Origin of the sequence: Parabacteroides faecalis, from assembly GCF_022809355.1 — a bacterium.
GTDB classification, from domain to species: Bacteria; Bacteroidota; Bacteroidia; order Bacteroidales; family Tannerellaceae; genus Parabacteroides; species Parabacteroides faecalis.
In genome coordinates this window covers 1-24,985 of the sequence record NZ_JAKZMM010000043.1, presented here as the reverse complement: position 1 = coordinate 24,985, position 24,985 = coordinate 1, and the positions used below count along the sequence as shown (strand labels likewise).

At 38.3% G+C, this 24,985-nt stretch carries 44 protein-coding genes; all 44 read right to left on the bottom strand.

What is annotated here, in order from left to right:
- Position 1: 1 nt before the first annotated feature.
- Positions 2–331 carry a hypothetical protein gene (locus MUN53_RS14545; RefSeq protein ID WP_243326229.1) on the bottom strand — a complete coding sequence of 110 codons (330 nt, stop codon included), beginning with the start codon at positions 329–331 and terminating at the stop codon, positions 2–4.
- Positions 332–334: 3 nt separating this feature from the next.
- Positions 335–652: a hypothetical protein gene (locus tag MUN53_RS14540; protein WP_243326227.1), complete on the bottom strand. Its 318-nt coding sequence runs from the start codon at positions 650–652 to the stop codon at positions 335–337.
- A gap of 17 nt (positions 653–669) precedes the next feature.
- On the bottom strand, positions 670–1,968 hold the full coding sequence (locus MUN53_RS14535) for a hypothetical protein (protein ID WP_243326225.1): 1,299 nt from the start codon (positions 1,966–1,968) through the stop codon (positions 670–672).
- 15 nt (positions 1,969–1,983) lie between these two features.
- Positions 1,984–2,385 carry a hypothetical protein gene (locus MUN53_RS14530; RefSeq protein ID WP_243326223.1) on the bottom strand — a complete coding sequence of 134 codons (402 nt, stop codon included), beginning with the start codon at positions 2,383–2,385 and terminating at the stop codon, positions 1,984–1,986.
- 26 nt (positions 2,386–2,411) lie between these two features.
- Entirely contained in the window at positions 2,412–3,119 is a 708-nt protein-coding gene (locus tag MUN53_RS14525; protein ID WP_243326221.1) for a hypothetical protein, read from the bottom strand.
- 175 nt (positions 3,120–3,294) lie between these two features.
- The gene (locus MUN53_RS14520; RefSeq protein WP_243326219.1) at positions 3,295–4,335 is read right to left on the bottom strand and encodes a hypothetical protein; all 1,041 of its coding nucleotides are present in this window, start codon (positions 4,333–4,335) and stop codon (positions 3,295–3,297) included.
- A gap of 140 nt (positions 4,336–4,475) precedes the next feature.
- Positions 4,476–5,882 (bottom strand): phage portal protein, encoded by a 1,407-nt coding sequence (locus MUN53_RS14515; protein ID WP_243326218.1) that lies wholly within the window; start codon positions 5,880–5,882, stop codon positions 4,476–4,478.
- A gap of 235 nt (positions 5,883–6,117) precedes the next feature.
- Positions 6,118–6,288: a hypothetical protein gene (locus tag MUN53_RS14510; protein WP_243326217.1), complete on the bottom strand. Its 171-nt coding sequence runs from the start codon at positions 6,286–6,288 to the stop codon at positions 6,118–6,120.
- Positions 6,289–6,295: 7 nt separating this feature from the next.
- Positions 6,296–6,448 carry a hypothetical protein gene (locus tag MUN53_RS14505; RefSeq protein WP_204398285.1) on the bottom strand — a complete coding sequence of 51 codons (153 nt, stop codon included), beginning with the start codon at positions 6,446–6,448 and terminating at the stop codon, positions 6,296–6,298.
- 89 nt (positions 6,449–6,537) lie between these two features.
- On the bottom strand, positions 6,538–7,179 hold the full coding sequence (locus tag MUN53_RS14500) for a DUF3560 domain-containing protein (RefSeq protein WP_243326215.1): 642 nt from the start codon (positions 7,177–7,179) through the stop codon (positions 6,538–6,540).
- A gap of 250 nt (positions 7,180–7,429) precedes the next feature.
- The gene (locus MUN53_RS14495) at positions 7,430–7,624 is read right to left on the bottom strand and encodes a hypothetical protein (protein WP_243326214.1); all 195 of its coding nucleotides are present in this window, start codon (positions 7,622–7,624) and stop codon (positions 7,430–7,432) included.
- A 249-nt stretch (positions 7,625–7,873) separates the two neighbouring features.
- On the bottom strand, positions 7,874–9,388 hold the full coding sequence (locus MUN53_RS14490; protein WP_243326212.1) for a hypothetical protein: 1,515 nt from the start codon (positions 9,386–9,388) through the stop codon (positions 7,874–7,876).
- Positions 9,389–9,390: 2 nt separating this feature from the next.
- Positions 9,391–9,735: a hypothetical protein gene (locus MUN53_RS14485; RefSeq protein WP_243326210.1), complete on the bottom strand. Its 345-nt coding sequence runs from the start codon at positions 9,733–9,735 to the stop codon at positions 9,391–9,393.
- A 63-nt stretch (positions 9,736–9,798) separates the two neighbouring features.
- Complete coding sequence (locus tag MUN53_RS14480) at positions 9,799–10,425, bottom strand: hypothetical protein (RefSeq protein ID WP_243326209.1); 627 nt, start codon at positions 10,423–10,425, stop codon at positions 9,799–9,801.
- Positions 10,426–10,564: 139 nt separating this feature from the next.
- Complete coding sequence (locus MUN53_RS14475; protein WP_243326207.1) at positions 10,565–11,686, bottom strand: type III PLP-dependent enzyme domain-containing protein; 1,122 nt, start codon at positions 11,684–11,686, stop codon at positions 10,565–10,567.
- The gene (locus tag MUN53_RS14470) at positions 11,673–12,419 is read right to left on the bottom strand and encodes a hypothetical protein (protein ID WP_243326206.1); all 747 of its coding nucleotides are present in this window, start codon (positions 12,417–12,419) and stop codon (positions 11,673–11,675) included. Before MUN53_RS14470 ends, MUN53_RS14475 begins: the two co-directional genes overlap by 14 nt.
- Positions 12,397–13,422, bottom strand: coding sequence for an ATP-grasp domain-containing protein (locus tag MUN53_RS14465; RefSeq protein ID WP_243326203.1), 1,026 nt, complete (start codon positions 13,420–13,422; stop codon positions 12,397–12,399). Before MUN53_RS14465 ends, MUN53_RS14470 begins: the two co-directional genes overlap by 23 nt.
- 4 nt (positions 13,423–13,426) lie before the next feature.
- On the bottom strand, positions 13,427–14,032 hold the full coding sequence (locus MUN53_RS14460; protein WP_243326201.1) for a ParB N-terminal domain-containing protein: 606 nt from the start codon (positions 14,030–14,032) through the stop codon (positions 13,427–13,429).
- Complete coding sequence (locus MUN53_RS14455) at positions 14,011–14,505, bottom strand: GNAT family N-acetyltransferase (protein ID WP_243326199.1); 495 nt, start codon at positions 14,503–14,505, stop codon at positions 14,011–14,013. Before MUN53_RS14455 ends, MUN53_RS14460 begins: the two co-directional genes overlap by 22 nt.
- Complete coding sequence (gene glf / locus MUN53_RS14450) at positions 14,502–15,584, bottom strand: UDP-galactopyranose mutase (protein WP_243326196.1); 1,083 nt, start codon at positions 15,582–15,584, stop codon at positions 14,502–14,504. The genes MUN53_RS14455 and glf overlap by 4 nt, the downstream gene beginning before the upstream one ends.
- A gap of 505 nt (positions 15,585–16,089) precedes the next feature.
- The gene (locus MUN53_RS14445) at positions 16,090–16,341 is read right to left on the bottom strand and encodes a hypothetical protein (RefSeq protein ID WP_243326194.1); all 252 of its coding nucleotides are present in this window, start codon (positions 16,339–16,341) and stop codon (positions 16,090–16,092) included.
- A gap of 18 nt (positions 16,342–16,359) precedes the next feature.
- Positions 16,360–16,617, bottom strand: a complete 258-nt coding sequence (locus tag MUN53_RS14440) for a hypothetical protein (RefSeq protein WP_243326192.1) — start codon at positions 16,615–16,617, stop codon at positions 16,360–16,362.
- Positions 16,618–16,629: 12 nt separating this feature from the next.
- Positions 16,630–16,902 carry a hypothetical protein gene (locus MUN53_RS14435; RefSeq protein ID WP_243326190.1) on the bottom strand — a complete coding sequence of 91 codons (273 nt, stop codon included), beginning with the start codon at positions 16,900–16,902 and terminating at the stop codon, positions 16,630–16,632.
- Positions 16,903–16,911: 9 nt separating this feature from the next.
- The gene (locus tag MUN53_RS14430; RefSeq protein WP_243326189.1) at positions 16,912–17,106 is read right to left on the bottom strand and encodes a hypothetical protein; all 195 of its coding nucleotides are present in this window, start codon (positions 17,104–17,106) and stop codon (positions 16,912–16,914) included.
- Positions 17,107–17,239: 133 nt separating this feature from the next.
- Positions 17,240–17,629 (bottom strand): hypothetical protein, encoded by a 390-nt coding sequence (locus tag MUN53_RS14425; protein WP_243326187.1) that lies wholly within the window; start codon positions 17,627–17,629, stop codon positions 17,240–17,242.
- Positions 17,630–17,640: 11 nt separating this feature from the next.
- Positions 17,641–18,075, bottom strand: a complete 435-nt coding sequence (locus MUN53_RS14420; RefSeq protein WP_243326185.1) for a hypothetical protein — start codon at positions 18,073–18,075, stop codon at positions 17,641–17,643.
- A 12-nt stretch (positions 18,076–18,087) separates the two neighbouring features.
- A complete protein-coding gene (locus MUN53_RS14415) occupies positions 18,088–18,246 on the bottom strand; it encodes a hypothetical protein (protein WP_243326184.1) in 159 nt (52 codons plus the stop codon).
- Positions 18,233–18,478 carry a hypothetical protein gene (locus MUN53_RS14410; RefSeq protein ID WP_243326183.1) on the bottom strand — a complete coding sequence of 82 codons (246 nt, stop codon included), beginning with the start codon at positions 18,476–18,478 and terminating at the stop codon, positions 18,233–18,235. The genes MUN53_RS14415 and MUN53_RS14410 overlap by 14 nt, the downstream gene beginning before the upstream one ends.
- A gap of 98 nt (positions 18,479–18,576) precedes the next feature.
- A complete protein-coding gene (locus MUN53_RS14405; RefSeq protein ID WP_243326181.1) occupies positions 18,577–18,849 on the bottom strand; it encodes a demethylase in 273 nt (90 codons plus the stop codon).
- Positions 18,850–18,853: 4 nt separating this feature from the next.
- Complete coding sequence (locus MUN53_RS14400; RefSeq protein ID WP_243326179.1) at positions 18,854–19,234, bottom strand: hypothetical protein; 381 nt, start codon at positions 19,232–19,234, stop codon at positions 18,854–18,856.
- The gene (locus MUN53_RS14395) at positions 19,227–19,400 is read right to left on the bottom strand and encodes a DpnD/PcfM family protein (protein ID WP_243326176.1); all 174 of its coding nucleotides are present in this window, start codon (positions 19,398–19,400) and stop codon (positions 19,227–19,229) included. Before MUN53_RS14395 ends, MUN53_RS14400 begins: the two co-directional genes overlap by 8 nt.
- Before the next feature lies 1 nt (position 19,401).
- Complete coding sequence (locus MUN53_RS14390) at positions 19,402–19,857, bottom strand: hypothetical protein (RefSeq protein ID WP_243326173.1); 456 nt, start codon at positions 19,855–19,857, stop codon at positions 19,402–19,404.
- Between the two features lie 7 nt (positions 19,858–19,864).
- Positions 19,865–20,296 carry a YopX family protein gene (locus MUN53_RS14385; RefSeq protein ID WP_243326171.1) on the bottom strand — a complete coding sequence of 144 codons (432 nt, stop codon included), beginning with the start codon at positions 20,294–20,296 and terminating at the stop codon, positions 19,865–19,867.
- Positions 20,283–20,624, bottom strand: a complete 342-nt coding sequence (locus MUN53_RS14380; protein WP_243326170.1) for a hypothetical protein — start codon at positions 20,622–20,624, stop codon at positions 20,283–20,285. The genes MUN53_RS14385 and MUN53_RS14380 overlap by 14 nt, the downstream gene beginning before the upstream one ends.
- Positions 20,625–20,627: 3 nt before the next feature.
- Positions 20,628–20,924: a hypothetical protein gene (locus tag MUN53_RS14375; RefSeq protein ID WP_243326168.1), complete on the bottom strand. Its 297-nt coding sequence runs from the start codon at positions 20,922–20,924 to the stop codon at positions 20,628–20,630.
- A complete protein-coding gene (locus tag MUN53_RS14370) occupies positions 20,924–21,688 on the bottom strand; it encodes a DUF7168 domain-containing protein (protein WP_243326167.1) in 765 nt (254 codons plus the stop codon). The genes MUN53_RS14375 and MUN53_RS14370 overlap by 1 nt, the downstream gene beginning before the upstream one ends.
- 2 nt (positions 21,689–21,690) lie before the next feature.
- Positions 21,691–21,867, bottom strand: coding sequence for a hypothetical protein (locus MUN53_RS14365; RefSeq protein WP_243326165.1), 177 nt, complete (start codon positions 21,865–21,867; stop codon positions 21,691–21,693).
- 17 nt (positions 21,868–21,884) lie between these two features.
- Positions 21,885–22,322 (bottom strand): JAB domain-containing protein, encoded by a 438-nt coding sequence (locus tag MUN53_RS14360; RefSeq protein WP_243326163.1) that lies wholly within the window; start codon positions 22,320–22,322, stop codon positions 21,885–21,887.
- A gap of 51 nt (positions 22,323–22,373) precedes the next feature.
- Positions 22,374–22,658, bottom strand: a complete 285-nt coding sequence (locus MUN53_RS14355; RefSeq protein ID WP_243326161.1) for a hypothetical protein — start codon at positions 22,656–22,658, stop codon at positions 22,374–22,376.
- A gap of 145 nt (positions 22,659–22,803) precedes the next feature.
- A complete protein-coding gene (locus tag MUN53_RS14350; protein ID WP_243326159.1) occupies positions 22,804–23,160 on the bottom strand; it encodes a hypothetical protein in 357 nt (118 codons plus the stop codon).
- A 2-nt stretch (positions 23,161–23,162) separates the two neighbouring features.
- Positions 23,163–23,756, bottom strand: a complete 594-nt coding sequence (locus MUN53_RS14345) for a nucleoside triphosphate pyrophosphohydrolase family protein (protein WP_243326157.1) — start codon at positions 23,754–23,756, stop codon at positions 23,163–23,165.
- A 2-nt stretch (positions 23,757–23,758) separates the two neighbouring features.
- Complete coding sequence (locus MUN53_RS14340) at positions 23,759–24,112, bottom strand: hypothetical protein (RefSeq protein WP_243326155.1); 354 nt, start codon at positions 24,110–24,112, stop codon at positions 23,759–23,761.
- Between the two features lie 2 nt (positions 24,113–24,114).
- On the bottom strand, positions 24,115–24,498 hold the full coding sequence (locus MUN53_RS14335) for a hypothetical protein (RefSeq protein ID WP_243326153.1): 384 nt from the start codon (positions 24,496–24,498) through the stop codon (positions 24,115–24,117).
- Positions 24,499–24,500: 2 nt separating this feature from the next.
- Positions 24,501–24,797, bottom strand: coding sequence for a hypothetical protein (locus MUN53_RS14330; protein ID WP_243326151.1), 297 nt, complete (start codon positions 24,795–24,797; stop codon positions 24,501–24,503).
- Between the last annotated feature and the right edge of the window lie 188 nt (positions 24,798–24,985).

Below are 24,985 nucleotides of genomic sequence, written 5' to 3'. Positions count from 1 at the left end.
ATCAAATCCACATCTTACACTGGTGCTGGTAACGATGAAATCCTTTCACCTCAAACTCTCTCTCGGTTTCTCCGAAAAGACAAATCTTTATCCTATCTCCAAGTTTGAACTCTATGCAATCTTTGGAAAGATAGACAGTATAAGAATACTTCTTGACTACACCGTCATCAAACGCTATCTCGTTAGCCTTTCCTGCCGGAACGATATCGCAAGGAATTAATGTATCTGACCACGAACTTTCGCCTTCATGGTAATCGCCATTCTCATCCTCGTAACCGTCACTGACAATTAGGTAGCGTAGAGTATGAGGTCTCAGATTCAATACTGCCATATATTACCCTCCAATATAAACCACAGGCTCGCCAAAGCATTTCTCAGGCTCACCTATGGATGTATAAATAGCGTTCATCTTCTTCAATAGTACGTCTCTATCTGGGAGGCTTATAGATTTGTCTGATTCGGAAAAGTTTACCGCTTCAATCAGAGAATAAAGACAATCAGCTACAGCACCCTTGAACGAGTTTCCTGTGATTACATCGTAAGTACATTCATCATCTCCATTCAATCCTCGAGCTAACAACTTGTTCTCAAACTTGCCAACAGGGAACGGATAATCAATCTCGTCTATTAATGCTTGCAGAATTGTCTTCATATCTTAGCCTCCTATCCTTAGACAGCCTTGTGAGTTTCAACAGCAGCCTTCAAAGCAGCCTCTTCCGCGTCACTCAATTTGTTCACGGCGGCAATCAGCTTATCATCGGCAATAGTACCAGCCAGCTTGCTACCACGAATTTTGTTGTATTCAGTCACAAATTCAGGTTTTTTGTAGGCCTGTCCCCAAACGGTGATTTTTTCATCTCCTGTATCAGAACTTTCAGCTTCTGTGTCAACCAACTGCCCATCGGTAATATCCAAAGAATAGATTTGATCAACATTCTCAATAACTGGTAACACTAGAGCTTGTCCGCTTGTGAACTCCTGCAACGGATCATTCTTGGAATACTTACTAATGAGCTTGTATTCATCTACAGTTGAGTAAACCACACCTGAAACAGGATTTGTTTTTTCAGCCAACGTACCCCAAACCAATGCACCAACTTCTTCAGTGGTGAGGAAAATAATTTTATTCGCATTCCAAGGCTTGTAAGGTTTACGCTTACCGTTTTTCTCTGAAATAACAGTACGGTCCACCTTCAGGAACTTGATACCATTGTTGTCATCAGCAAAAGCTTCATCAAACAAAGAAGCAGTTGGGACTGGCAACTTCGTTCCTTCTACAACTGTCTGACCACGGTAGTTTGCTACCAACTCCTTAGCCCACTGTGTTTGTCGAATAGCGTTATATGTACTCAATGCCAACATGATAGTAGTGATCGAATTACCGTCTGCGTCAGCTTTAGAGAGCACATTCTTGATGTCATCATAGCTAATAAAGTTTGGAACTTCAACACCAAAACAATTCTCTGGCATATAGTTGAAGTTAATACGCAATCCTGTTCCGGTGTTGTTCTCGTCTTCAACAATAACGATACCGTTTGAGAGAGCAGTCAAGAAATTGGCTTCGTTCTTTTCGTCAATACCAACAGAACATGCAACAGGATCGTTGGTCAACTTATTAGCAATGCTAGTGAACGAAGCACCCTGCGCCTTCATGATGTTAATAGCATTGATTTGTGTTTCACGCAGTATCTTCTTCATACCAACCTTCGGCAACGTACCGTTGGCGTGTGCGATAGAATCACGATTCTTTGCAGGAAGCGGTGAATCCATAGCAACCATGTCGGCAGACACATAGGTAGTGTTAACTGATGCGCTTTCCCATTTCTGATCAGCCGAATACTCCTTGCGAAGCATAGTCTTATGAAGATACGTGAGTTTATTTCCACGCTTTCCATTTACCTTCTCGATGATTGTCTGTAACTTCGGGAAGATTTTTTTCACATATTCGATAAATAACGATTCTTTCATTTGTCACCTCCTTCTTTAGTCGTGCATAAATACCAATGTCGGTAATGCCGTTTTCATGGCATCCTTGATACTATCAACCGGGAACGGACTTGCCATATCATTTACTTCACCTGCATACATGATACCAACAAGTGGTTCACTTACAGGCTTACTGCATACTACAACACCGACATACTCGTGTGAGCCAGGCAATGACTCATAAGCAGTACCATCACTATTTACAGGCATCGGCTTGTACGTGTCACTAGCAGTATCACGTATAACAACGTGACCTGCTTTGATTACAGGAAGCTTGTAATTTGACACATCCAATGTGCGCCCACCCAAAATTCCAGCCACGAAGTGACGGATAACAACGGAATCCATACCTGCGTTGATGGTTTCCATTTCACTTGCTAAATTTGCTGTTGCACCCATTTTTTACATGATTATTTAGTTAATAATTAGAAGCTATTGGCCAATGCCTCTATTTCTGCATCGCTGATAACTTCATCTTCTTTTGGCTTGTTAACATCTGTTGCAGGAGGATTTCCCAATGCGGCAAGTCCAGCGTTGGCACGTTCTTGGTTTAAAGCCTTCAAATCCTCTTCAACTTCGGAATAGAACTCATCGAAATCATCATCACTCTCAAAGCTCATCTTCGCGAAACTTTTTAAGGTGCGTGTTCCGAATGTTCCAGCGTCTTTCAGCAACGCTTCTAATTTCGCTTTTCTGCCGGAAGTCGTCTTTTCTCCTTCCAATGCAGCGAAACGTGCTTCTTGCTGCTCACGAAACGCTTTGAACCATTCAGGCTCTACATCATTTCCTTTTCCGTTGTTTTTGGGATTTTTCTTTGAACCAGCCTGACGATTGTTTTTGTTCGATGTGTCGTCATCATCATTGTCGTCATCATCGTCGTCATCTGTTTCAGGGTGATTCTTCTTCCATTCGTCAAGCAATCTGTTTGCTTGTGACTGGCCGAAAGATAAGTAGGGGAGAACCGCATCAATCTGTTCGTCAATCTTTGCGTTTACATCCTCGTCTGAGGCATCATCTGCGAGTTCAAGGTTATCGGCAATCTTGGCGGCGATACCCTTCAGCTCTTTTTGGTTGAACCCTAACGCCTTCGCTTTAAGTTTCAATCTCACGAAAACTTGCTGTTGTCTGTTCATTTACATTTGTTTTTTTAATTCAAAAAAAATAGTCTGCGTAGCACAAGCGTATGCCAGCAGACTATTCGTCTTGAACTCAAACCTTAGAGCAATGAAAGGTTCTTACGACAAGTTCGTGGCGTACAGCTTCATACGCATTACAAAGATAGTAATATATGATTGAAAAACAAACATATTAATAGAATTTCTTGTTATCTTTCAAAAAATAAGGTAACGTGCCTTTCTTTTTGGCTTTAGATATGCGACTTGAGTTATCATCAACCCACTTTTTGAAAGCATCAGGCACATCTTTAACCTCATTCACGCTCTTGGTTGAAACTTCACTGCGACCGTCCCATTCCCAAAATTCTTCTTCTGTTTTGAGAATGGGGATTTTATAACAAAGGTCATTCGGATGCCAACCTGTCCAAACAAAATCTTTCGGATATTTACCTGCAAGAGTATCACAAATATCACCATGTGGCATACGTTGATGATGTACATGGCTCAACTTTATTTCATACCCAACGACGAAATCCATTTGCTTCCAGCGTTCGTTTTCAGCAGTGCGATACGCCATGTTGATTTCGGAACGAGCCAAACGTATGGAACGATACTCACAATCTTCCGCTTGACTTGCTGTTCCAAACTTCTCTTTGTAATCTTTTTGCAGTTGTGGAAAATCATTCAGATACTTGGATATTCGTTTACTCAATGTAACAGCACTATATCCTTTCTCAATAGCGCATGAGATAGCATCTTCGAGTTCTTTCTTGTAAATAACAGACTGGTTCCATAGTTTGCTGGAAATATTAAGTCCTCTGTCCTTCCGGTTCTGAAACGCTTTCAGTGCATCGGAATTGTTTTGGTACAGGACTTTGTATTTTTCTTTATCTACAACAGCATCATACGACTTCAAAACAGCATTAGCAAGCAAATCCTGCACTTCGTTACTATTCTTCCATTCCTCGCTTGTTCCACGATAGATTACAGCCTGTATATCACTTACGAACTGCTTCTGAATGTCAGCTATCTTTTTTCGTGTTTCGGGATAGTCATCGAAACTGAATGGTCTTATTTCAATGTCTGCTTCTGTAATACCTAATCGTTCAACCAATTTTGCAACATCGAGGTTCAATGTTCCATAGATGGATTGAACGAGCGCAACATACTTGGTGAGTCGTTTATTCAGCTCGCTATACTTGTATCTTTGGTTTGGAATCTTCGGCTTAGCCATTACTTCTTTTCAAACTTTCCGTAACAATCACGGTTCAAAAACTTACTGAACTTATGGAAAGTACGCTTGCACATAAAAGTATGCGTGCTTGCAATCACGACAATGATAACTAGTTTGTTGACGTGCTTTCTTAGCCATAACTACATTGCACTTTCATTGAACACGCTCTCCATTCTTACTTTTGCTTCTTCAGCCTCCTCTTTCCGTATCTGTTCGAGGGTAGTAATAGGGTCGTTGGATATACCTGCCATCTGAATACTTTCCAAATGGCTTGCGACAGGCTTTCCACCATTACTCTTGATAGCCCGATTGATAGCTGAATCTTCATCCAACTGAATGAATGGAGTTATGATGTTTTCTACTTCGACTTCATCTATTTCTTTAGCCCAAGAAGTATTCATCATCTTCAAGAACTCTTTAACTACACTTGCTTCACGGTCAAGTGTTTCAATCCACACACCACTTTCATCACCTACTTTAAGATGAGCATCGGTGAGAAGTGTCTGACGAGCATCGAAGCCGATATTTCCAAGTTTCGTCATATTATCGAATGATATATCCGGCATCTGTGACTGCATCCAGTATAGCTTCAGCAAAGTATCAATATGGTACTTCACAGCTTCAATAGCCTGCGACCACGAAACGTACGAAACATCACCGCCTTGCTCGACACGGAACAACCTTCGGCTTTCACCCTTGTCTTCTTCGCCTAACATCTTACCGGACACTTTAAGCACAGGAGAGGCGTTGTATGCTATTACATCGCTGTTTCGTGAGAGAGTGTATTCAAGCTCCTTTCTTAAACGTGTAAGTCCGTGATATATTGGTACTTGACGAAAAGCATACACTCCGGGAATTTTCTTCAACTGTATTGGTTCGCCAGTTATAACAGCTGTCCAGCCTTGTCCATCCTGCTTCCACTTATAATGTCTATCGGCAGTATAGGTCTCAAAGAACGTGATTTCTTCGTCCTTAATCTTCTTCTTATACTCAAACGACATAGCGACCATATCTCCTAGTTCGTCAAACAACGGATAAAGACTTACTCCATCCATAGGGCTATAAGTCTTACACTTCAACTTGTATTTGCTGTTAAATCCGTAGAGTGTGTTAGGCTTGTCTACGACATACCAAATCGTGAATATTTCACACGATGCAAAGAAAGATGTGGAACGCTTGATATTCTCAGTATCAATACGAGCGTACTTATATATGGATTCAATCGCTTTAGCTATCTGCTGACGGGTTTCGTTTTCTTCTATGTTATGATAGACACGTTTCACTGGAATTGCAAACATGAACTCTGTCATGCGCTTAGTCAGCAGCTTTTCAAGACCGACATAGATACGTGACGCTTCTTCTTTTGTCCCATCACTCTTTATCTTGTCTTTACGTGTAATCGTATCTGTTACAATTTCGTGCAAAGTCGGTTCGTATGCTTTGATTAGCTTGATCCATGACGGTACACATACTGATTTTTCTTTCAATACGCTTATCACATCATCAATAGGTAGTCCTGAGTTGAGTATTTGAGTTATTTCATCCATAACATTGTTTCGTACTCCTTCATACGATGATTAAGTTTCAACCTAACATACTCCTTAAACGAAAGAATGGCAATGCGGAAGCACACCGCCATAATCGCGTGAAGGAGTGCGCAAGACATAAACAAATGCCATAGTGCAAATATACAAACAATGATTGATATTCAATCATTATAAACCAATAAAAAACAGCGCAACTACATTGTAATCACGCCGTTTTGCAAAACTTTTGTTTGTTTCAATCATTCAATAGTCTTTCATCATGTTCTTTGATGATTTCAGACACTATTTCTTTGGCTCTGAAAATACCATTCTTATATCCTTTGCCATAATCTGTTCTTGCTGAGAGGTAGCTGGCATCTGAATTCAACCAATCAATTATTTCTTGTAGGATTTTTTTCTCTTTCATAGCCGTATTATCCGTTTACAACTTCTGGTATCTTATAGTAGTCACTCTTTGTAGCTCTGCCTTCGGTCAACCAGCCTATACCTACCCAGCATTTTATTTCACCGTCATGAATCACTCTATAACCTGCATCCACTACCACTTTGGGCGGATTTACGCTCATTTTTATGCTTCTTACATCTGATGCTTTAACCGTTAACTTTTCTTTTTTCATAACCATCTCAAATAGTGGTAGCCCGAAGGATACCGGATTTATAACCAAAGTTTCTTTGCCAAATCAAAATTCTTTTGAGCTTCGTTTACCGCTTTCTTTGCATACGTCAAAGAGTATGAGTGCTCACGTGGATATTTGCCGGATTTCATCCCCTCATGGTACTCTTTAGCTACTGCTAACTTATGCTCATAATAGTCCACGCTTTCAGGCATTGAAAGGTTTATGGTATCAGCTTTGTTTGCCCAATACTGAGCTATTCTTTCATGCTCTCTGGCTTTCTCATCAAACTCTACGCTCTTGCCCATATTATTCCAGGCATCTTCAATTGCTTTTCTGTGTCGTCTTTCGCTATGATGGCCTACTTTGATAGGTTCACCGAGCGAGAGAAAATTTCTATCCTTGTTTGACTTCTCATAGTATTCATTACTCTTCTGTTCAGCGGATGCAGCCCAGTTAAGTCTACGTTCGGCTTTTCGTTTTGCCCATTCTTGAACATTAAAGCCATCAGCGCGAACTATTGAGTAATAATAGAAGCCATCACGTTCAAATATCAGATTAAACACTATGCTTTCATTCTCTTTTCCGTGTTTGGTGGTTACTTCAATAACTTCACCTTTCTCATGCTTTTCTTCGCACTTTGCCAGAAATACGTTCGGACAAAATTTGTAATATGTATTCATAATCGTGTTTTTGTAGCAACTCTGAATAGCTGCCTGTTAAATTTACAAAATCTCTATCGCTCTTACTGGAACTCCAATCATTGTCCATGTGTTGCCGTCTTTTAGATAGTCAACTGAGTATTCAGTCTCAAATGTGCAGATATTGACGTCAACGCTTGATATGTCCCTTCAATATTACCTCTCTTTGTGGTAACTATTACTGACTGACCTTTTTTGAATTCAGAATCTTTCATTACTCTTAATTTTACAGTTATTCTTGCGGTATTCTTTTCTCTACTTCCGAGAGGATGTGATCATAAGTATCTTTTCCGAATATCGCTTCATACGCCTGTAAGGTTGCCCAATAAGCATCAATGCCTTTAAGATTTTTAATACCAAACTTGCTTGTATAATCAAAGACAATTCTTTCAATTGCTCTTTCAATCATTTCTTCTATAGTTCTCATTGCTCTTTACTTTTACTTGTTAAACTTGTGTTATCTTTGGATATTTAAAGATACAAATAAATATTTGATTAACAAATGATTACCACTTTTTATTTTCGATGTAAAATACTAAAAAACAAATATTTAACTTTTAGCTACATATACAAAAAAAGCGCACCCACTTTCACAAGCAGATGCGCATTGAGCAATGAAAACATCAGTAGAATTACATGACATTTTCGTGTACAAAATTACCGAAAATAATCTGAATCACAAGAAATCTTTGAATATTTCTGCTTCGCTGACAGATACAAAATCGTTTGGGTAAAATGTGTTGGCGAGTGCATCGGCATAGTCAGGAGACCGCTTGATACGCTTCTTAATATCTTCCTTTGGTTCAATGATGATACTACCGTTACTCATGAACTTCCAATGAATTTCGGTAGCTTCTTCCATAAACTTATCGCATGGAGGGATGGCAGGGTTAAATCCATTCTTCGGGTTAAGCCAGTCACGCATCGCCCAATAGCAATACGCTCTCATATTGGCGAAAGTGTACACTCCTGTAATGTCGTTCAGTCCACGTGCGCCTTCAGAAAATTTGCAGGAATATACATTGTTAAATCCAAGTTCTTGCAAACGAGAAAACACACCAGCTCCTTCTCCAATAGTATCTACAAACGCTTTGTTCTTCTTATTATCCAAATACTTCACATGCATTCCTGTAACGTGCATGTGGTCGGCTTTCCCTGCTGAATCGTGAACTTCAAACTCTGATACATAGTTTCCATAACGAGGGCAGAGAATACTACTATCTCGTCCCATTCCAGCAACATCAGATCCAACACGGCAAGACTTTCCTTTAGGTTCATATCCTTCTTCTTGCAGATCCAGCCAGCGTTTGTTGGCAAGATCAATCCATTCGTAAGGTATCAAGACATCTTCAGCAACTTTTGGGAACATGCCTAACACTTTGACACGAAACAAGTCGTTAGGTCTGTAAAATCCACCTTCCCATTTGAAATCGCCTTCTCCTTCGTTGAAATCTGATTGTTGGATTGGAGAACACCAATTTGCGACCTTATCCTTTACCCACTCATAATCTACCTGACCAGGAATGATTACTTTCTTGCTTACAACATTCTCTGCATTGAGCGAACTAAGACGGAACTTAGCAAAACGGTCTGACTTCATGGCACGTGCCGCATAACCAGTTGTTACGTTCGGGTTGAAAACGATTAGCAAACGTGAGTTTCCTTGCAAGTTACCTTCAATAGCGTTGAACGTTGTTTCTGATATACCTGAAGCTTCTGTTACAACAAACATAGTGTTTACAGCATGGAATCCTGACCATGCCTCCATGTTGTCATCAGAACTTTTGAAGCCAGTTAGAAACCATTCATCGTAATTTGTTTTGATTCCTGAAGACAATAACCTTCCTGGCAACACTCCTGAATTTCTGAACAAACGAGATATTTCAGGAATCATAATGTTAACAACCTGTCTTCCTGTCGGAGCAGTCATAGCTATCTTCGTATTCTTTGTCAACTTTCCATTTTCCCAACGAGGAGTAAGATACATAAAACAAACTGCGGCACAAGCTGCGCAGAAATCCTTGCCACGAGCTGTTCCGGAAGCAACAGCAGTCATCTTATTAAACTGTACGGAGTGTATGATGTCTTGCTGTTCTTTATCAAGGCGTGCTTTAAGTACGTCTGAACAGAACTTGCACCAATCATCACGCCATGCTTGCATATATAATGCTGCCTTGTCGCTCAAATTCATTACTATTCGATTTTATCAGGAAGTTCTTTCATCAAACTTTCAAAAGGACTAATATTAACATCGTTTTCGACTTTCTCTACATATCCACGTTTCTTGCCTTTCGTCTTCAGATAGAAGATTATGGCTGTTAAATCATCGTTATTGATAGCTGTCAACAACTTTGATTCAACAACATCAATCGTTTCTTCTTCAACCTCTTCTGCCTTTTCTTTGAACTTTTGATCAAGTTCTCTCCACTTGTAATAACAAGACCTTGTTATCCCGGACTTTTGGCAAGCATACGAAACGATCCCATGACTTTCACGGAAATGTTTTAGGAATAATTCTTGTCGTTGTTTCTTCTTCATATCATATAAACTTTACGCAATCAATCCTCCAGACTTCTACGAGTTGGAGGATGATTGATTTTGTTATCCAAACAGATCTTGCTGTACAGCACCAGCGTCAAGCTCTTTCATTTGATCTTTTGTTGGCATTGGAGCAATGTTGTTCTTATCGTAGAATCCATTCTTTTCACAATAGAAGAACCGGCTCCAGTCCAACCTATCGTAATATCCCTCAACATACGGATAAAGCGCTTTCTGTTCATCACGTATCATATCAGCCTTGGTCTTTCCAGCACGTTTACCTTGCCATGTATGGCAATCATACACGTATGCAGGTATTCTGTCGAAATTGCGTTCGCATTCAGCTAAATCAAGCGTTTCACGGCAATTCAACAGGTTGCAAGCGAACCAGTCTGCATCACGATTCTTTCTTGCTCGAAGAAGAATGGTTACTGCACGAGCCACAAATAATGGCTGTGGATTCATTTCATCAGCTTTTCGGAGAGCGACAATTTCATGTGTCACACAATCCCAGCAATCTTCTGCTGAAATGATAAGCAATCTGTTCCATAGTTGTTTTCTGTACCTTACCATAAGCTGACAAGCAGCATATCCAGCGTAAGCGTCATGTCCCCTACGAATAGCCTTTTGCAAGAGGGAAATCATCTCGAACATATTATGTCCGTTCTGCGTCAATAATTGAGGTTTCATTTCGTTTTATATTAAAATCTTGTTTACTTTTAAGTATATAAAGATAGTAATAATTTGCTGGATTACACAACTTTAAATCCCTTATTTTCAATTCAATACACAGTAATACACATATTTAACTATATGAAACTATTGCCAATCATAATACAATATCTTTCATCTGAACGACGTTTCTGCATCCATGCGTGATGAAGTTGTTAGTCGTGTTGTACGAATACGCTCCAATGTTTCTGATAAGTATCTTATCTCCGATATTAGCTGGTCCGTTATACTCTCGTACAAGATAGTCAATCTCAACACACGAACAACCGAACACGGTAGCTTTCTCTACATGATTTTCATCTTTTCCGAAATGCTGGTATGACGGACTTTTGCAGATACAGGATGCACCGACATCTTCACGCTTTGTGTCAAGCACAATAAATGTATTTCCTTGTACTTCCTTAACTCCGATAATGGTTGCCAATAGGTGCATGGCATTTGATACGACAGGCGTACCATCTTCGGTAACGAGCATCTTTTCTCCGTTAGGATATGCCTTGGCCATTTCTATACCGATGACTTCGGCATACTCTTCAAAAGTTGGTACATACTCATTGAATTGTTCTTTGAAAGAATCATCCATACGACCGAACATATTTCCGCCAATATCAATGATAGAAGCTCCAAGCATATCTGCAAACTTAATCATGCTTTGCACTCGTTTCCTGAAAAACTCCAAACTCCGTGCTTGGCTGATGTGGCAATGCACAGACTTAATCGCGATGAATGGGAAGTTGTATTTGTTCAGCAGAAACTGAAAATCTTCTCCTGTAGTATCAAAGCCAAATCGTGATATAACTCCATTGCCAATATCGAAGTTTAGACGTACCCCTAATTCGATATGACGTTGCTTTGCATTTGACCAATCAACGAAATTCTTGAACTCATGCAGATTTTCTATGTTAACAATTCCACCATTCAGAGCAACATTTAACTTGTTGGCAAAATCAGGTATCACACCGTTGTAGATGATATTCTCATCACGTATGCCAAGTTCTTTTGCATAATGATATTCTTTGGGAGATACAACTTCTGCGTACTCTCCAAGTTTATCTACTTCCTTACAGAAATCTTGGTAGTAGTTTGTTTTATAACTGTACCCCATGTGATAGTTAGGATAGTATTTGTTTACCGCTTTTCTAAAATCGGTAATATTACCTTTAAATGCCTTTATGTCACAGATATAGACAGGTGTTTGTATTTCTCTAACGTTTAACATTTATCTTAGCTTGGTTTTTCTTAAAATCATAATCAAAATACTTTCCCCACTTGTTTTTCATCGCAAGTCGGAATTGATAGTTCACTTTGGAATCAACGGTTGTTCCTCCTTCTAATTTGTCCTTTACACTCATTGAGTGAAAATATCGAGGTTGTAGGATAATTCGATTCATCAAAAGCTCCTGCATCATCATATCAATATCGGAAGTGGCAAAATCTTTTGGGTCAAACTTGGCTTTGAACGCTTTCTTGTTGATCCATCTTATACCGCCGGGCATACCTTTGAAACAGAACTCCTGCGTGTAATTGTACAATGCGAACTGCGGATTATCGCAAGCAAATCCCAAATTCAAATCATACAATAACTGGGCGATGCGTTCTATCTCTGAGGTAGCTATTTCACGATAGTTATTGAAATCAGCTTTGATATTTGTATAGGTATCTAACCGATAACAAAAATGATTCAAATCATCGTCAGCAACAAAAATCACATCTTCAGGAGTATTCTCAATAACCCAGTACAGCGTTGTCATGAAACTCCATACGATAGTCCCATCATTCAGTGTGGCTCCTTGTGGAATAACAAGCAAGTCTTTAACGCCGGCATTCCTGTATGCTTCCTCTTCCTTCCAGCGAACAACATAAGTGCAATACTCAAGCAAATCTTGCGTGAGTATTCTGTCTGGTCGCTGATAAGACATGCAGTAGATGTTAAATGAAATATCTTGTTTCAAAATACTTCTTCATTTTAAATCCAACATTGATTTCCTTCTGATCATTCTCATATTCATATCCAAGAAGCTGTTTACAACGTAGATAAAACATGTTACAACCAGCATTACTTACGAAGTTGAGAGAAGCATTCACACGTGGATTGATTTCAAGCAAAGTCACTTTTCCATCTTCTTCAAGTATGAAGTCAAAGCAAACATTACCGTCTATCTTCAATTTCTTGCAGATAGTGCGTGCAATATCGTATGCCTGTTCGTTTGGTTTGATTTCAGCATACATCATAGAACCAAACTCCAACACGTATCCTACATAACCGCAGATGTGGGTTACTTCGCCGTGGTCAGCCAGCACACTTACAGAATAATCAAGTCCGTTCTTGTATTCCTGCACGATAACTTCGTGGTCTTGCTTGTCAACGATTTGGCAAAGTTGTCCAAACGAAATGTAGTGCTTCTTGCCGAACCTATGGAACAAATTCACATCAACACACTTTTCATTATCAACAACTGCGAATCCACGTCCTCCACACATATTAGCAACCTTGCAGCAGATTGAGCTATTTATGCTATCGCTGAAACGCATAAGCTCACTGACATCTTTAGCTACAATCTGCTTAGGCATATACTCTCCAAACATCTTATGCAACGTAATCTTGTCGTTTGCAATTTTCATGGATTCAGGTGAAGTTACTGATATGTGGATTCCATGCTTCTCAAACTCTTCCTTGTGGTCTGCCATTGCATCCAAGTCTATAGATGTTACTGGGAATACAACATCAACATTCAGCTTCTTACACAATTCAAGAAGCGTTGGGAAATAGCTTTCATCGGAAACTTTAGGAACGACAAAAGCCCCATCACATTCTCCTTCTTTAGGCAAATCCCATTCAACGGAGTTTACGCAATACACATTGACTTGAGTTCCTTCGTAGTTATTTTTCAGGCAGTCTATCATGTTCTTGACATGAATGTTGCTGCACGTTATCAATACGTTTATTGACTTCATATTTTCATTTATTATCAGATACAATCTTTGCTTTCATTTCATCATACCAAATGGCACGAGCTTTGATTTTACGCTCTCCATTCTTTCCTTTCGCCACTAATACTTTCTTCCCATCAATTCCAAGAGCACGAGTAAGGTTGAGATAATCTATCTCATTCCGGCATACAATCATAACATAATCGTACTTCTCATACCGTATAAGTTCCATGTCCTTAATCTTCGCATCTGTATTCGGGTCAATCTGTGGTAACTCCAAACCTAGATTAAGATTAAGGTCGGCAGTCCATTCGGCTAGTTTATCCATATCCCAATCACCTGAATGTGTATTCGCCTTAATATTGATGGCACGAAGCTCAGGCTGGGAATATCCAATCAACTTCTTACATAGAACAGTAGCATTATCTCCTTTGCTTATTCTTAACGCATTCACACGCTGGTGTCCTGATATGATATTATTATGCTCATCTACGACAATGATACCGAAATCGCCAAACTGTTCAAGCGACTCCTGCAACTCTTTGGCTTTCTTCTTGGTAATCTTTCTTGGATTACCTATTCCATCTTTCAGCTCAGAAAGCGGTATTTCGACTACTTCAATACTTTTTCCCATCCAGTTCTTGTCATTTCAAGTCGTTCAACTTCAGGTTTTATAAAACTGCTACCAACACGCACAAAATGCTTGTTGATGGCGTTTCTGTATGAAGAGACATTCTTCGGATTGATGTATAGATAAACCAAGTCAAGCCTTAATTCCTCATACGCATATCGCAAGGCAAGCAGAGTTGCCTTACTTACAATTCCTTTACCCCATAGATCCTGTCGCATGATACAGTAACTTAATTCGGCAGCACCGTATGCGATATTCTTCAACGTGATGTAACCTACAAACTCACCTTCAGCGATAATGGCAAACATATCGTTGTGAGGGTTATCAAATGCAGCTTTCAAGTATGCAGTTTCACTTTCAAGTGTGGCTGGCATAGGAGCTTCATTTTCCATAAACGTCCATAATTCCGGGTTATTCCGCAACCTCCAACTGTAGTTTGCGAAATGTTCAGTCATGGGCACAATCTTTACTTTCATACAAACTGCTCTATTATATCGTTCATACTATAATACTTGTATTCTGCCAACCGTCCACCAAAAATGACATTAGGTTCTTTGTCGGCAAGATCTTTATATCTGGAGTATTTCGACAGGTTTTCTTCTGTTGGTATTGGATAAGACGGTGAGCCATTTTCACTATAATCACAAGGTGTTTCGTAGGAAATCACAGTCCCTTTACACTGCGTTTTAAGGAAATGCTTATGCTCAATCATACGGGTGTATGGTGTATCTCTATCGGTGAAGTTAACAACAGCGTTTCCTTGCTGGTTATCAATGTCAGATAGATAGATTTCTTTGAACTTCACAGAACGGTAGTCCAACGCCCCGAACTTGTAATCATAGAACTTATCTATCTGACCGGTGTAAATAATTTCTTTAGCAATGCTTTTAAACCATTCAACATCATCAAAGAAATCATTTTCAGTCCAGACATCTGAGCCTACAAGCAAACGTCTGATAAACTCAGTATATCCACATTCTGGAATACCTTGATATCTTTCATTGAAATAGTTGTTATCAAACGTATAACGTACAGGAATACGCTTCATAATAGATGCAGGAAGTTCTTTGCATTCTTTACCCCATTGCTTTTCGGTATATCCTTTAATGAGCGTTTCATAAATCTTTCTTCCAACAGTTGAAAGACAATGTTCTTCGAGGTTCTTCGGATTGTCAAATACAACTTTATCTTTCTTTATGGCATCAAACGCAGCTTCAGGAGTATTTACTCCGAATAGCTGGTTGAACGTATTCATATTGAAAGGTAGGTTATAAGTCTTTCCTTGATAACAGGCAATTGGAGAGTTTACGAAAGGAACAAAATCGCAGATGCTATTCACAAAGTTCCAGACTTTCTTTGAATTGGTTCTGAATATATGGGCGCCGAACTTATGTACTTCAATACCATGTACATTTTCTGTATAGCAATAACCACCTATGTGTCCATTCTTTTCTATTACAAGGCATTTCTTGCCTTGCAGCGTAGCTGTATGTGCAAACATGGCTCCATACAATCCAGATCCTACAATAAGGTAGTCATACTTTGGTCTTGTCATACTACTTTCGGTTATGTATTACTTCATACATTATTTTGTTGTATCGACAGGATTCGAACCTGCAAATGATGGGTTTAGCGAGTATCTTGTTGTTTGAAATTCATCAGTCCTTGTTACTACCATCTACCGCAATGTAACGTATACCAATTCCGTCACGATACAATCAGATAGTCTTTCCTATCAGCCAGATTTCTAACACCAGTTATATTAAAGGAATCGAACCTTTCGTACTTACCTAACCTCAATCACCGAGCCGACTTGAACGGCATTCGCGGAGATGTAGAGTTCCGACCTCTATTCGATTTAACGAACCTTTGGTTTAGCAAACCAAGTCAGCTCCATTGCTGATTACTATCTCCAAATGGAGAAATAAGGTGCTTCCTTATTTGCTCCATTTATGGTGTAAAATTACAAATAACGATTGAAAAACAAACACTTTTTGTATAGAAAATTACGATAAAAGTACATTTTAAGGTAACTTTATGATGAAAGCACGATTTTTCATCTATATGAAATGCTTTAAGTTCTTTATTTGCTTCTTATCAGACTTGCTGTTAGGTTGATATTGCCATTCGATATGCGAGCAAATGGCACAAGCCATATTCTTAGCAAGTCTCCAATTTTGTTCTTTAATTTCTTCTTCCGTTACAGCTCCACTTTTGCAGAGTTTATCAACTATTTTAGCGTAATCAATCTGCTGGAATAGTTCTTGGACTTTCTTAATAAGTTCTGTTTGTTCTTTTCTGATGGTTCCCATTGCTCAATTCTTTATTCGTTATGACTTAAATTCACCTTTCAATACTCCGTTGTTATACATCCTTACAGCAACTATTCTAACGCTGCTTGATATGTATCTTCCAACATCACTTCTTAGCTTTCTTTCGAGTTGCAGAGCTTTTACGAGGCTCTTAGTACGTTTCTTTAATGTTTTCTTGAAGCCGAATACTACATCTTCAGTGTCAATCTCAAATGAGTATGTAGTGGAATACATCACTCTTTGAAGTTCTTTTGTCAATTCAACTACCTTATCCATTCAGTATAACTTTTACTTTAATCCAAGGAACTTTGCAACTTTGTTAGCTACACCTGATGGAGTTGTGCAGTGTGACATATAATCAACTGGATTCATTTTTCCGTCTTGCCAATATGTAATTTCTATAGAAATCTTATTGCCATTGAAACGATAGCTAATCGCTGCATACTTATCAGCTTTTCTAAATTCACCTTTGAAGTAATTGTAACTATATCCATCCAATTTACTTGTGATAGCAGATTTAATTTCATTCTTGCTCGATGGAGTAATAAAAGATGTCATCATATATACGATTTACTTGTTAAACATTCTATATTCATTAAGAACTGGAAGAATATATCCTAATCCGAAACGCTGTTTTGTGATAACTTTACCATTATCATCAAGTTTACCGAAGTATTCATCTCCAAATGTGTTTATGACTTTGATTTCGTTACAGTTGATAAACATCTTTGAACCTTTGTTTGATGTAAATTCTATAGTTCTCATTGCTCTTTACTTTTACTTTTTAAACTTATGTTATCTTTGGATATATAAAGATACAAATAAGTATTTGATTATCAAATGGTTATATCTTTTATTTTCGTCATAAATCACTACAAATCAAATATTTAACTTTTGATTACATACCGTTTGCGAAACTCTCGATACTCTCTATTTCTTCATCTGTAAGCAAATGCTTGTACTCTTGCTTATACTCAACTCTTCCTTTCCAAATGTAGGCATACGTTCTGTAATCACCGAGTTCTTCCATAAGGGCATCACAGCATACCCAATAGCCACCTGGAAAGACAAAAATCAATCGTTTTGCGTTTGGATTCGTGTTGATGGCAACAAGGTCGTTATACATTTCACCACCAACTATAAATGAAATATAATCCAAAAACACACCACAAAAGAGTATCTTTTGGTCTGTAACAACTATGTCATTATCTACAGATGTAACCTTAAACTGGTTACGTTTCTTATCAATGTAGGACTTACCTACTTTGAAAAAACATTCTTCTTTCATTGCTCTACGGATTAAAAACTTGGGTCGATATAATGATTCTGATAATGCAGCATAAGAATAACTCCATCTTTATACGATTGTCCTTCAGCAACCCAATATCCATTTCTTCGTTTGGTGAACACTTTTGGTGCTCCTTCAAGCTCCGGAAAGATTTCATATTCTCCTGCATAGTAATCTATACATTTCGTCCGATTGAAAGTAACTTCAATCTTGCATTGAGAAACTATCTTTGTTACTGTGGCTGCACGTTTATCTGAGTAATAACAGATTGTGCATCCCAAACCTACTTCTGGAACGAGGTTCTTGATTGCTTCATACTTTGCTTTCTGCATTTGTTCGCACCAGTCTGATAATTTAATACTACCATCAGCAGGATATTTCCGATTCTCTATTTCGTGAAGAATATCAAAACTTTCTTTGCTGGTTAATTTACTTGATGTTTTCATTGCTCTATATTTTTATATACAAACACTATCAATCTTCACATGTAACACTTTCCATACTCCAATAGCTAAATCAAGAGTTCCATCTTGATTGATCTTCTCAATTACAAACCGCTTTTGAGGATAAAATTTGTAAGTGACCTCACGCCCTATTTTTGCATTAAACTTTTTCATTGCTCAAATACTTTTCTGTGATTATTTCTTTTGACTTCATTATCATGTAATCGGTATCAATCCCAAGTTGATGGTAGAAACCGCTGTTTCCTGTAAGGCTTTCACTTGCGATTTGCAAGGTTCTTCGTTCTTCTTTAGAAAAGCCAATCCGGAATGTCCGAAATATAGCAAGTGCTTCTTTAAGACATCCGGATTTGAATAACTTTACTGCTTTCTCTGTTTTCGTTCTCATATTCTGATATTCAAGTGTGTAACTTTGTATATGTAAATATACATATAATATATTGAATATCAAAGAGTTGCATTCTTTATTTTCAGGGTAATAAACAATTAAATCCCAAGGACTTGCTTGTACAACTCAAAGTTCTTATTTTCTATCTCTTCATCTTCAGGATAGCGTTTGGCTATGGCATACCACTCATGGAAGCAATCGGAGCAGTACCAGCAATTAAGAACAGCAATGTAGAAACCATCATGACTGGTGCAAGAACCGCAACTGTCACAGATCCCAGCACAACCATATTCGCTGAGGGCACACATCATTTCACCACGAGTGGCTTGTATGACCTTGAAGCCTTTCTTGTTTTCGTAAACTTTTGCCATAGCATTATCTTTTTCGTTTTACCCAATATCCATCACTTATTTTCTCAAATCCTTTGAGGTTCATTACTTCATCGTGCTTGTCATTCAAAAGTTCATAGACACGTCCACTATGAGTAATATAGGCATTTACAAGTTTACTCCATATTTCTATGATTGGTTTCCAATAAGGGAACACTTTTGGAATTTTGAGCAATTCTCCATTGGTTACTTCTACAAACTCTACGAGATCAAAACATCTTGAAAAATCATCTGCATCATGTGGAACATCAAAGTTCCCTAAATAGATATCATCTGGCTTAATATCCATTAGCGCACACCACATAGTACGGGAGGATGTACCGACATGGTGAGTTCCAATCCATTCTATTGCTTTTTGTTTATTCATAATCTTCTGCTGGATAAAATTCACGACCTTCAAAATCATCAGCTGTGAGAACTATGTCTTCACAATTGACCATATCTTCCACTTTTTCGAAAGCAGCATCTTTATCTTCCGCTTCTACCTCTACTACTTTGGAGAGGGTTTCTATAACTTTGATTCTGTACTTCATATCACTTGAACCCCCATTCTTTTATGTAGTCAATATTTTCAGGAAATCCATCTACCGATTTATGGCTAAGGAATTTTTTTTCGCTTTTCAATTTTGAACCTCCCCACTCAGTCGGTGGGCAGTTTTCGTATTCTTCTTTAGATACTTCACTTACACTAAATTGTGGTTGGAATCCATATCCCTGTACGCTTTCTCCTAAATAGCCATTGAACTTACGCAGTGCCCATTCAAAAGCAATTTCCTTGTATAGGTAATGCTTAGAGAATACAGCAACGTATATTTTATGCTGAAAATATCCCGTTTCTGTCAAGTCCGGATGGCATCTGACACAGAAATACTTAATACGTGAAAGTATTTCTGTAACAAACTTCTCGTGCTTTTCGCAATCTTCTTTTGTCAAGAACTCTTTTCCATCATTTGCGATATAAATAGTTTTAGTTATTTCTTTCTTTTCCATATTCTATTCATTTTAACAATTCAGGATTATCAAATACATTTCCAAGTACCTCAATACTATCGCACTCCAAATCAAACTGGAGCAGAGGGATAGTAAGATACGGGCACTCTTCCAATTCTTGGTTTATTGGATATTCAGCTTTGCACAGGCGTAAGCCAAAGCAAGCGAATCCATCCATGTAAACCACTTCTCCCTCACAGATGCAATCCTGATCGGGGACAGCGAATCCATTTGTAATACATTCATATTTGTAATTGATGGAGATATAATCATGCTCATACACCTCTTTACCATTCGTATCGTATAGACCGACAAACTGTCCAACGGTATCAGGATTAACTTCGTATTCAACAAACTTTCTTTTGCCACATTGTCGTAAATCGCCATAGACCCAATTACCTGTATTGAGGCTCTTCCCTCTGAATTTAATCGTTTGCATTGTTACCTCCTTTCTTTAATTCTACGATAAGGATATTTGCACGCTCAACTGCGATTTTTGCACATGCCTTAGCTGTTACTTCGCCATTCCCGTAATTACGGGAATATATATCTTTAGCTATTTCAAATCTCCGCTGCTCCCAATCAATCTCATTTCTATTACTATCAATAGGTTCAAAATCCCAATAATAATTTAATTTCTCGTTTGGGTGTTCTTGACCTTCACTATCTATGTAAGAAACTCTGTCTAAATCTTCGTTTCTTTGAGTGGTTCCACAAAAAGAAATTATTTCTACTATTTCATCAGTATATCTGTCTCTTGCCTTCATATCTCACTTGCTAAAAAAATCATTATTACACTCCAAACATTCCCAATCAGAACCTTCGTACCTGCTTGGTATCAAAGCATTCTCGCACACAGGGCATCTTGGAAGAAGGTCTTTTATAAACCCCACTTCAATACCGAACTCTCCATTATGAAACCTTATGTCATTGGCATCATCACACGCCCCTTCGCTATCATCATCATATAGTCTGAATACTTCAATATCTGATGAAAACAGCTGGTAAGCTGCTTCCTTGCTGATAACCAGCCACACAAATCCGTCTTTACAAACTTTTGTTTTCATTACATTAACCTCCTATCTTCACTTACACTTTCGGCATAAACACCTTTGTTTATCTCTATATTCTTACCTACATTATATCCACGATTTGCAGAAAGGCAATCTACACTCTCGCATCTTGCTCTGGATCTTCCTATTTTTTCATCCTTCAAAAAATCGTCAATCTCTGCACGGGTGCTCATGGCAAGCGAAGTGATGTTGCATTCCTGTTGTAGTTGCTGCTTTTCGGAGCGAAACTTGTCGTTCAGGCCAGATACGCATCCGCAGAGATAGGAGCGGAGGTACATCGTAAGACTTTTTGGAGTTTTACCGTACTTGAACAGGCAATCATGTTTATAGACTGGATATTCTTTCAGCCCAATCTGATAGAATTTATGGGAAAGTTGTGAAACTAGAAACAAGACAACTTCAACATTTTTCTTTCTGCCAACAATCTGGAACTTATCACGTCTCATACGTCCACTGTCTTTTCTTATCGATATAATAAGAGATCGACACATATTATATTCACACACAACTCCAATTAATCCTTCATACCATTTGCCACTATTTATTTCAGACTTGAATGGTATTTCTTCGGCAACTATTGGATTGTCAATTCTTTCCTGTGTAGGAATATCAGTTTCTGACAAGTTGTAGGCTATTAGTAGACGTGTGATTCCGGCTGCTGCTGCGCACGCCTCACCTTCATTCCCAAGTGCAAGTGCCGATTCTTTTAGATTCATCAACTTGCGGAGTTTTTCGAGTATTTTATCTTTATCAACCATATTCAAATCATTAGAATGTCCATTAAATAGTCTGGTTCCAACCCAAGATTGCAAATAATGATTTCATCTGCTTTAAACGGATCTACAGATAATATTTCATCTCTCGTTTCTTCGATAAGATCGATAGCTTCAGGTTCACTAAGACCATCACGCTTCATTAAAACTTCCACTGTATTCATTGCTATATATTTTAATATTAAATCAGTCCTTCATTACTCATTGATAGATAACTGTCTTCTGTAATAACTATACTATCTAATAACTTCACATCAAGCATTTTCAAACCATCACGTATTTTAGCCGTCAACCTAACATCCTCGTTAGACGGATTTGTATTTCCTGACGGATGATTATGTAAAAAAATTACTGCTGGTGCAAGTGTATCTATTGCGTACTTGGCAACCAGTCTTACATCTACAATCGTAGTGCATATACCACCTTGTGAAATCTTAGCATATCCAGTTACATTATTTGCCTGATTCATAAGTAGGATAAACGAACTTTCGTATATGCTTATGTCATCGAGATAAAATTTCCGAGCGAAGTTTACAGCGTCTTCTGCAGAATATATCTTAGCAATCGGAAACTCTTTCTTTTCAGCCTTCAAACTGTATTCTACTGCTTTCTTTATCATTGCTCTATTTTGATTGTGCAGGGCTTTCGCCCTGCTGGTTAAACTAATTTCTTATCTTTTATCAACTACCAAATAGTGTTCAGATAAACATTTCACCCACTGAATTCTATATTTCTTAGATGGGTTATTCCATTCTATATCACGAATAGCGGAAAGAATGTCGGATACGCTTTCCTTATAATACTTTGCAAGTATTGTTAGTACATGCCAGCTTTCTTGTGATGTAAAATGCAACGAGCTTCTATATCTTTTAGCTGTTTCATATACTCTTTTTGCAAATGTTTCGTTAGTTTCAAACTCTTCTTTTCTGATATTGAATAAATCTGTTGCTTTCATTGCTCAATTGTTTAATAGTGTTCTTTTAGTATAGTAAAGATACTGATTATTAGTTTGTTATACAAATATAACCATCTAATAATCAGCATATTAAACTTAGTTTAACTTGATTATTTTAATCGTGTTGGATGGCTACTTTTTTTCATTATATCAAGTGATATGAGTTCAGGATGGCAAAAACGTAGATAATGACTGTAATCAGGCTGTCCAGAAATACCGCCCATGCTCCATGCTTTTGGATCTGACTGAAACTCATGGCCAAGACGACGAGGAAACATACCCACTGACTTGAAAACAATCCTATACCCAAAAGAAAAAGCCCGACGACATCCATGAAAAATGCAACATGAAGCCACGGATGCGCCATCAGATACAATCTTTTTGATGTCTTATCCAGCCTCTGAAAGACTTTTACATGCTGATACAAGGATTTACATCTAAACAGCTTCACAAGCTCGTACAGGGATTGCATAATGATTAAAGTGTAGAATACGTGTTTCATGGTCAGTAGCTTTTGCCTTCGTGCTTATATGGCAGGAGTTCATTGTATTTCATTTTCTGATCAATGTACCAGAAGATGTCGATGTCTTTCTTTACGCAAAACCCTATGATTTCCATTAAAGCTACTCGTAGATAGCTATCGAAAGAATGCGTTTCAATGAAATCAGTATTTGTTAAGTTGCATACCAAGAAAAATATGGATTCCGTAAAAGTCCAATCGAAGAATCCTTCAGAACATTTCAATTCATCAACATCGACTTCACCCAAATCCACATTCCTCAATCCGGACAGATCCAGAAGTCGGATGCAGGCGTCGGCCAGCTCTTCTTCTACACTTCCCTTGATATATGCTTCAAAGTCTTCCTTGAATCTTCTCTGCCTGGTTTCTTCGGTTAATGGAATGCTATCACCCTGACATTCTTTGAACTTTTCAACTTGCGCACGTTTTCCTTTCCGATCTGCTTCTACGGCTTCCATTAGTTCAGATATTACCAGGCAAAGGAAATGTTCGTCACTTAGGTTCTTTTCGTGCCAGCCGTGGACTACTGAGCACTGGAAGGTTTTATCTCGCAACTCATTCAAATTAACACTACTCATAGTTACTTATCTTTTAACCGTTTCAAAACATCCTTATTCATAGATATTATCTCTTCAAATGTTGGATTTCTTATCCAAGCAACAATATCACAACCTGAATAATTGCACCAACCATCTTTATCAACTACTACGTTTGGATCATTACTTCTATGGCAAAAGAATTTATCACCATATTCATTTATAACCCATACATCTTCATCGTATTCAGGAAGTTCTTTTCTTGCATCGACAATGATTTCTTTCAATGCTTCATCCCATCCTGATTCAAAGTGATATTCGCATTGGAATCTCATATCTTCGTCATACTGATAACAATTTTCTGCGTATTTCTTTGCTAATTCTTCTTTCTTGCTCATAGTCAGTCCTCCATATTTCCAATAATATCATCCAGATAAGCCCATTCTTCTACGGCGTCCTTGCCACATTCGTAATCGTCGCATTCTTCATCATCCCATACTTGACATTTCACGTTCCAATACCTGACACCATAACCATATCCGGTTGATAGATGTCCTTTGACTAGACAAGGTATTTGCGGACAGATATCATTCGCATAACCGCCGATTGGTTGCGGAACTTCATCTTTTGCCTTATGGAACAAAGACTTTCTAAACCATTCCACACCATCCTTGAAAGCTTCTCTAAGGTCTTCAGGACGAAGTTCATCCATTTGATATTCTACTCCATATTTCATGTTGTCTGGATATTTCTCTTTTGCTACCTTTTCGATTTCTGTTTTCATATTCATTCCTCCTTACTTGGTATTAAGTCCTTAACATACGCCCAGCGAACCCAGTTTTGTGGACATTCTTCTTCTTGTGCCAGCATGCAAACCTCGAAATCTTCCAAATCATCTTCAACAAGTACTTGGAAATATGCTTCAGGGACATCCTTTCTTGCACTATGCCAAATGCTATTAATACGCCAGTTGGCACCGTCTTTGAATCCTTGTTCATAATACGGGGTTAATTCAGGATTAAAAATGCTATTCTCAAAAACACAGCTATCTACTGCTGCTTTTTTAATATCTTTCTTTGTCATAATTCATGTTTTTGATGCACGCATTTCCAGCTCGTACGATTTTTAGATACTACTGTTTCAGCCTTGTAACTCGTACTACAGACGCAAGCAAGATTTACACTAAGAGGTGGTGTCTTAACTGTTTATCGAAGTCTGCATTCAGTTCCACTTCGTACGATACTCTTTACTGCTGGTGTTTACGTGCTTTA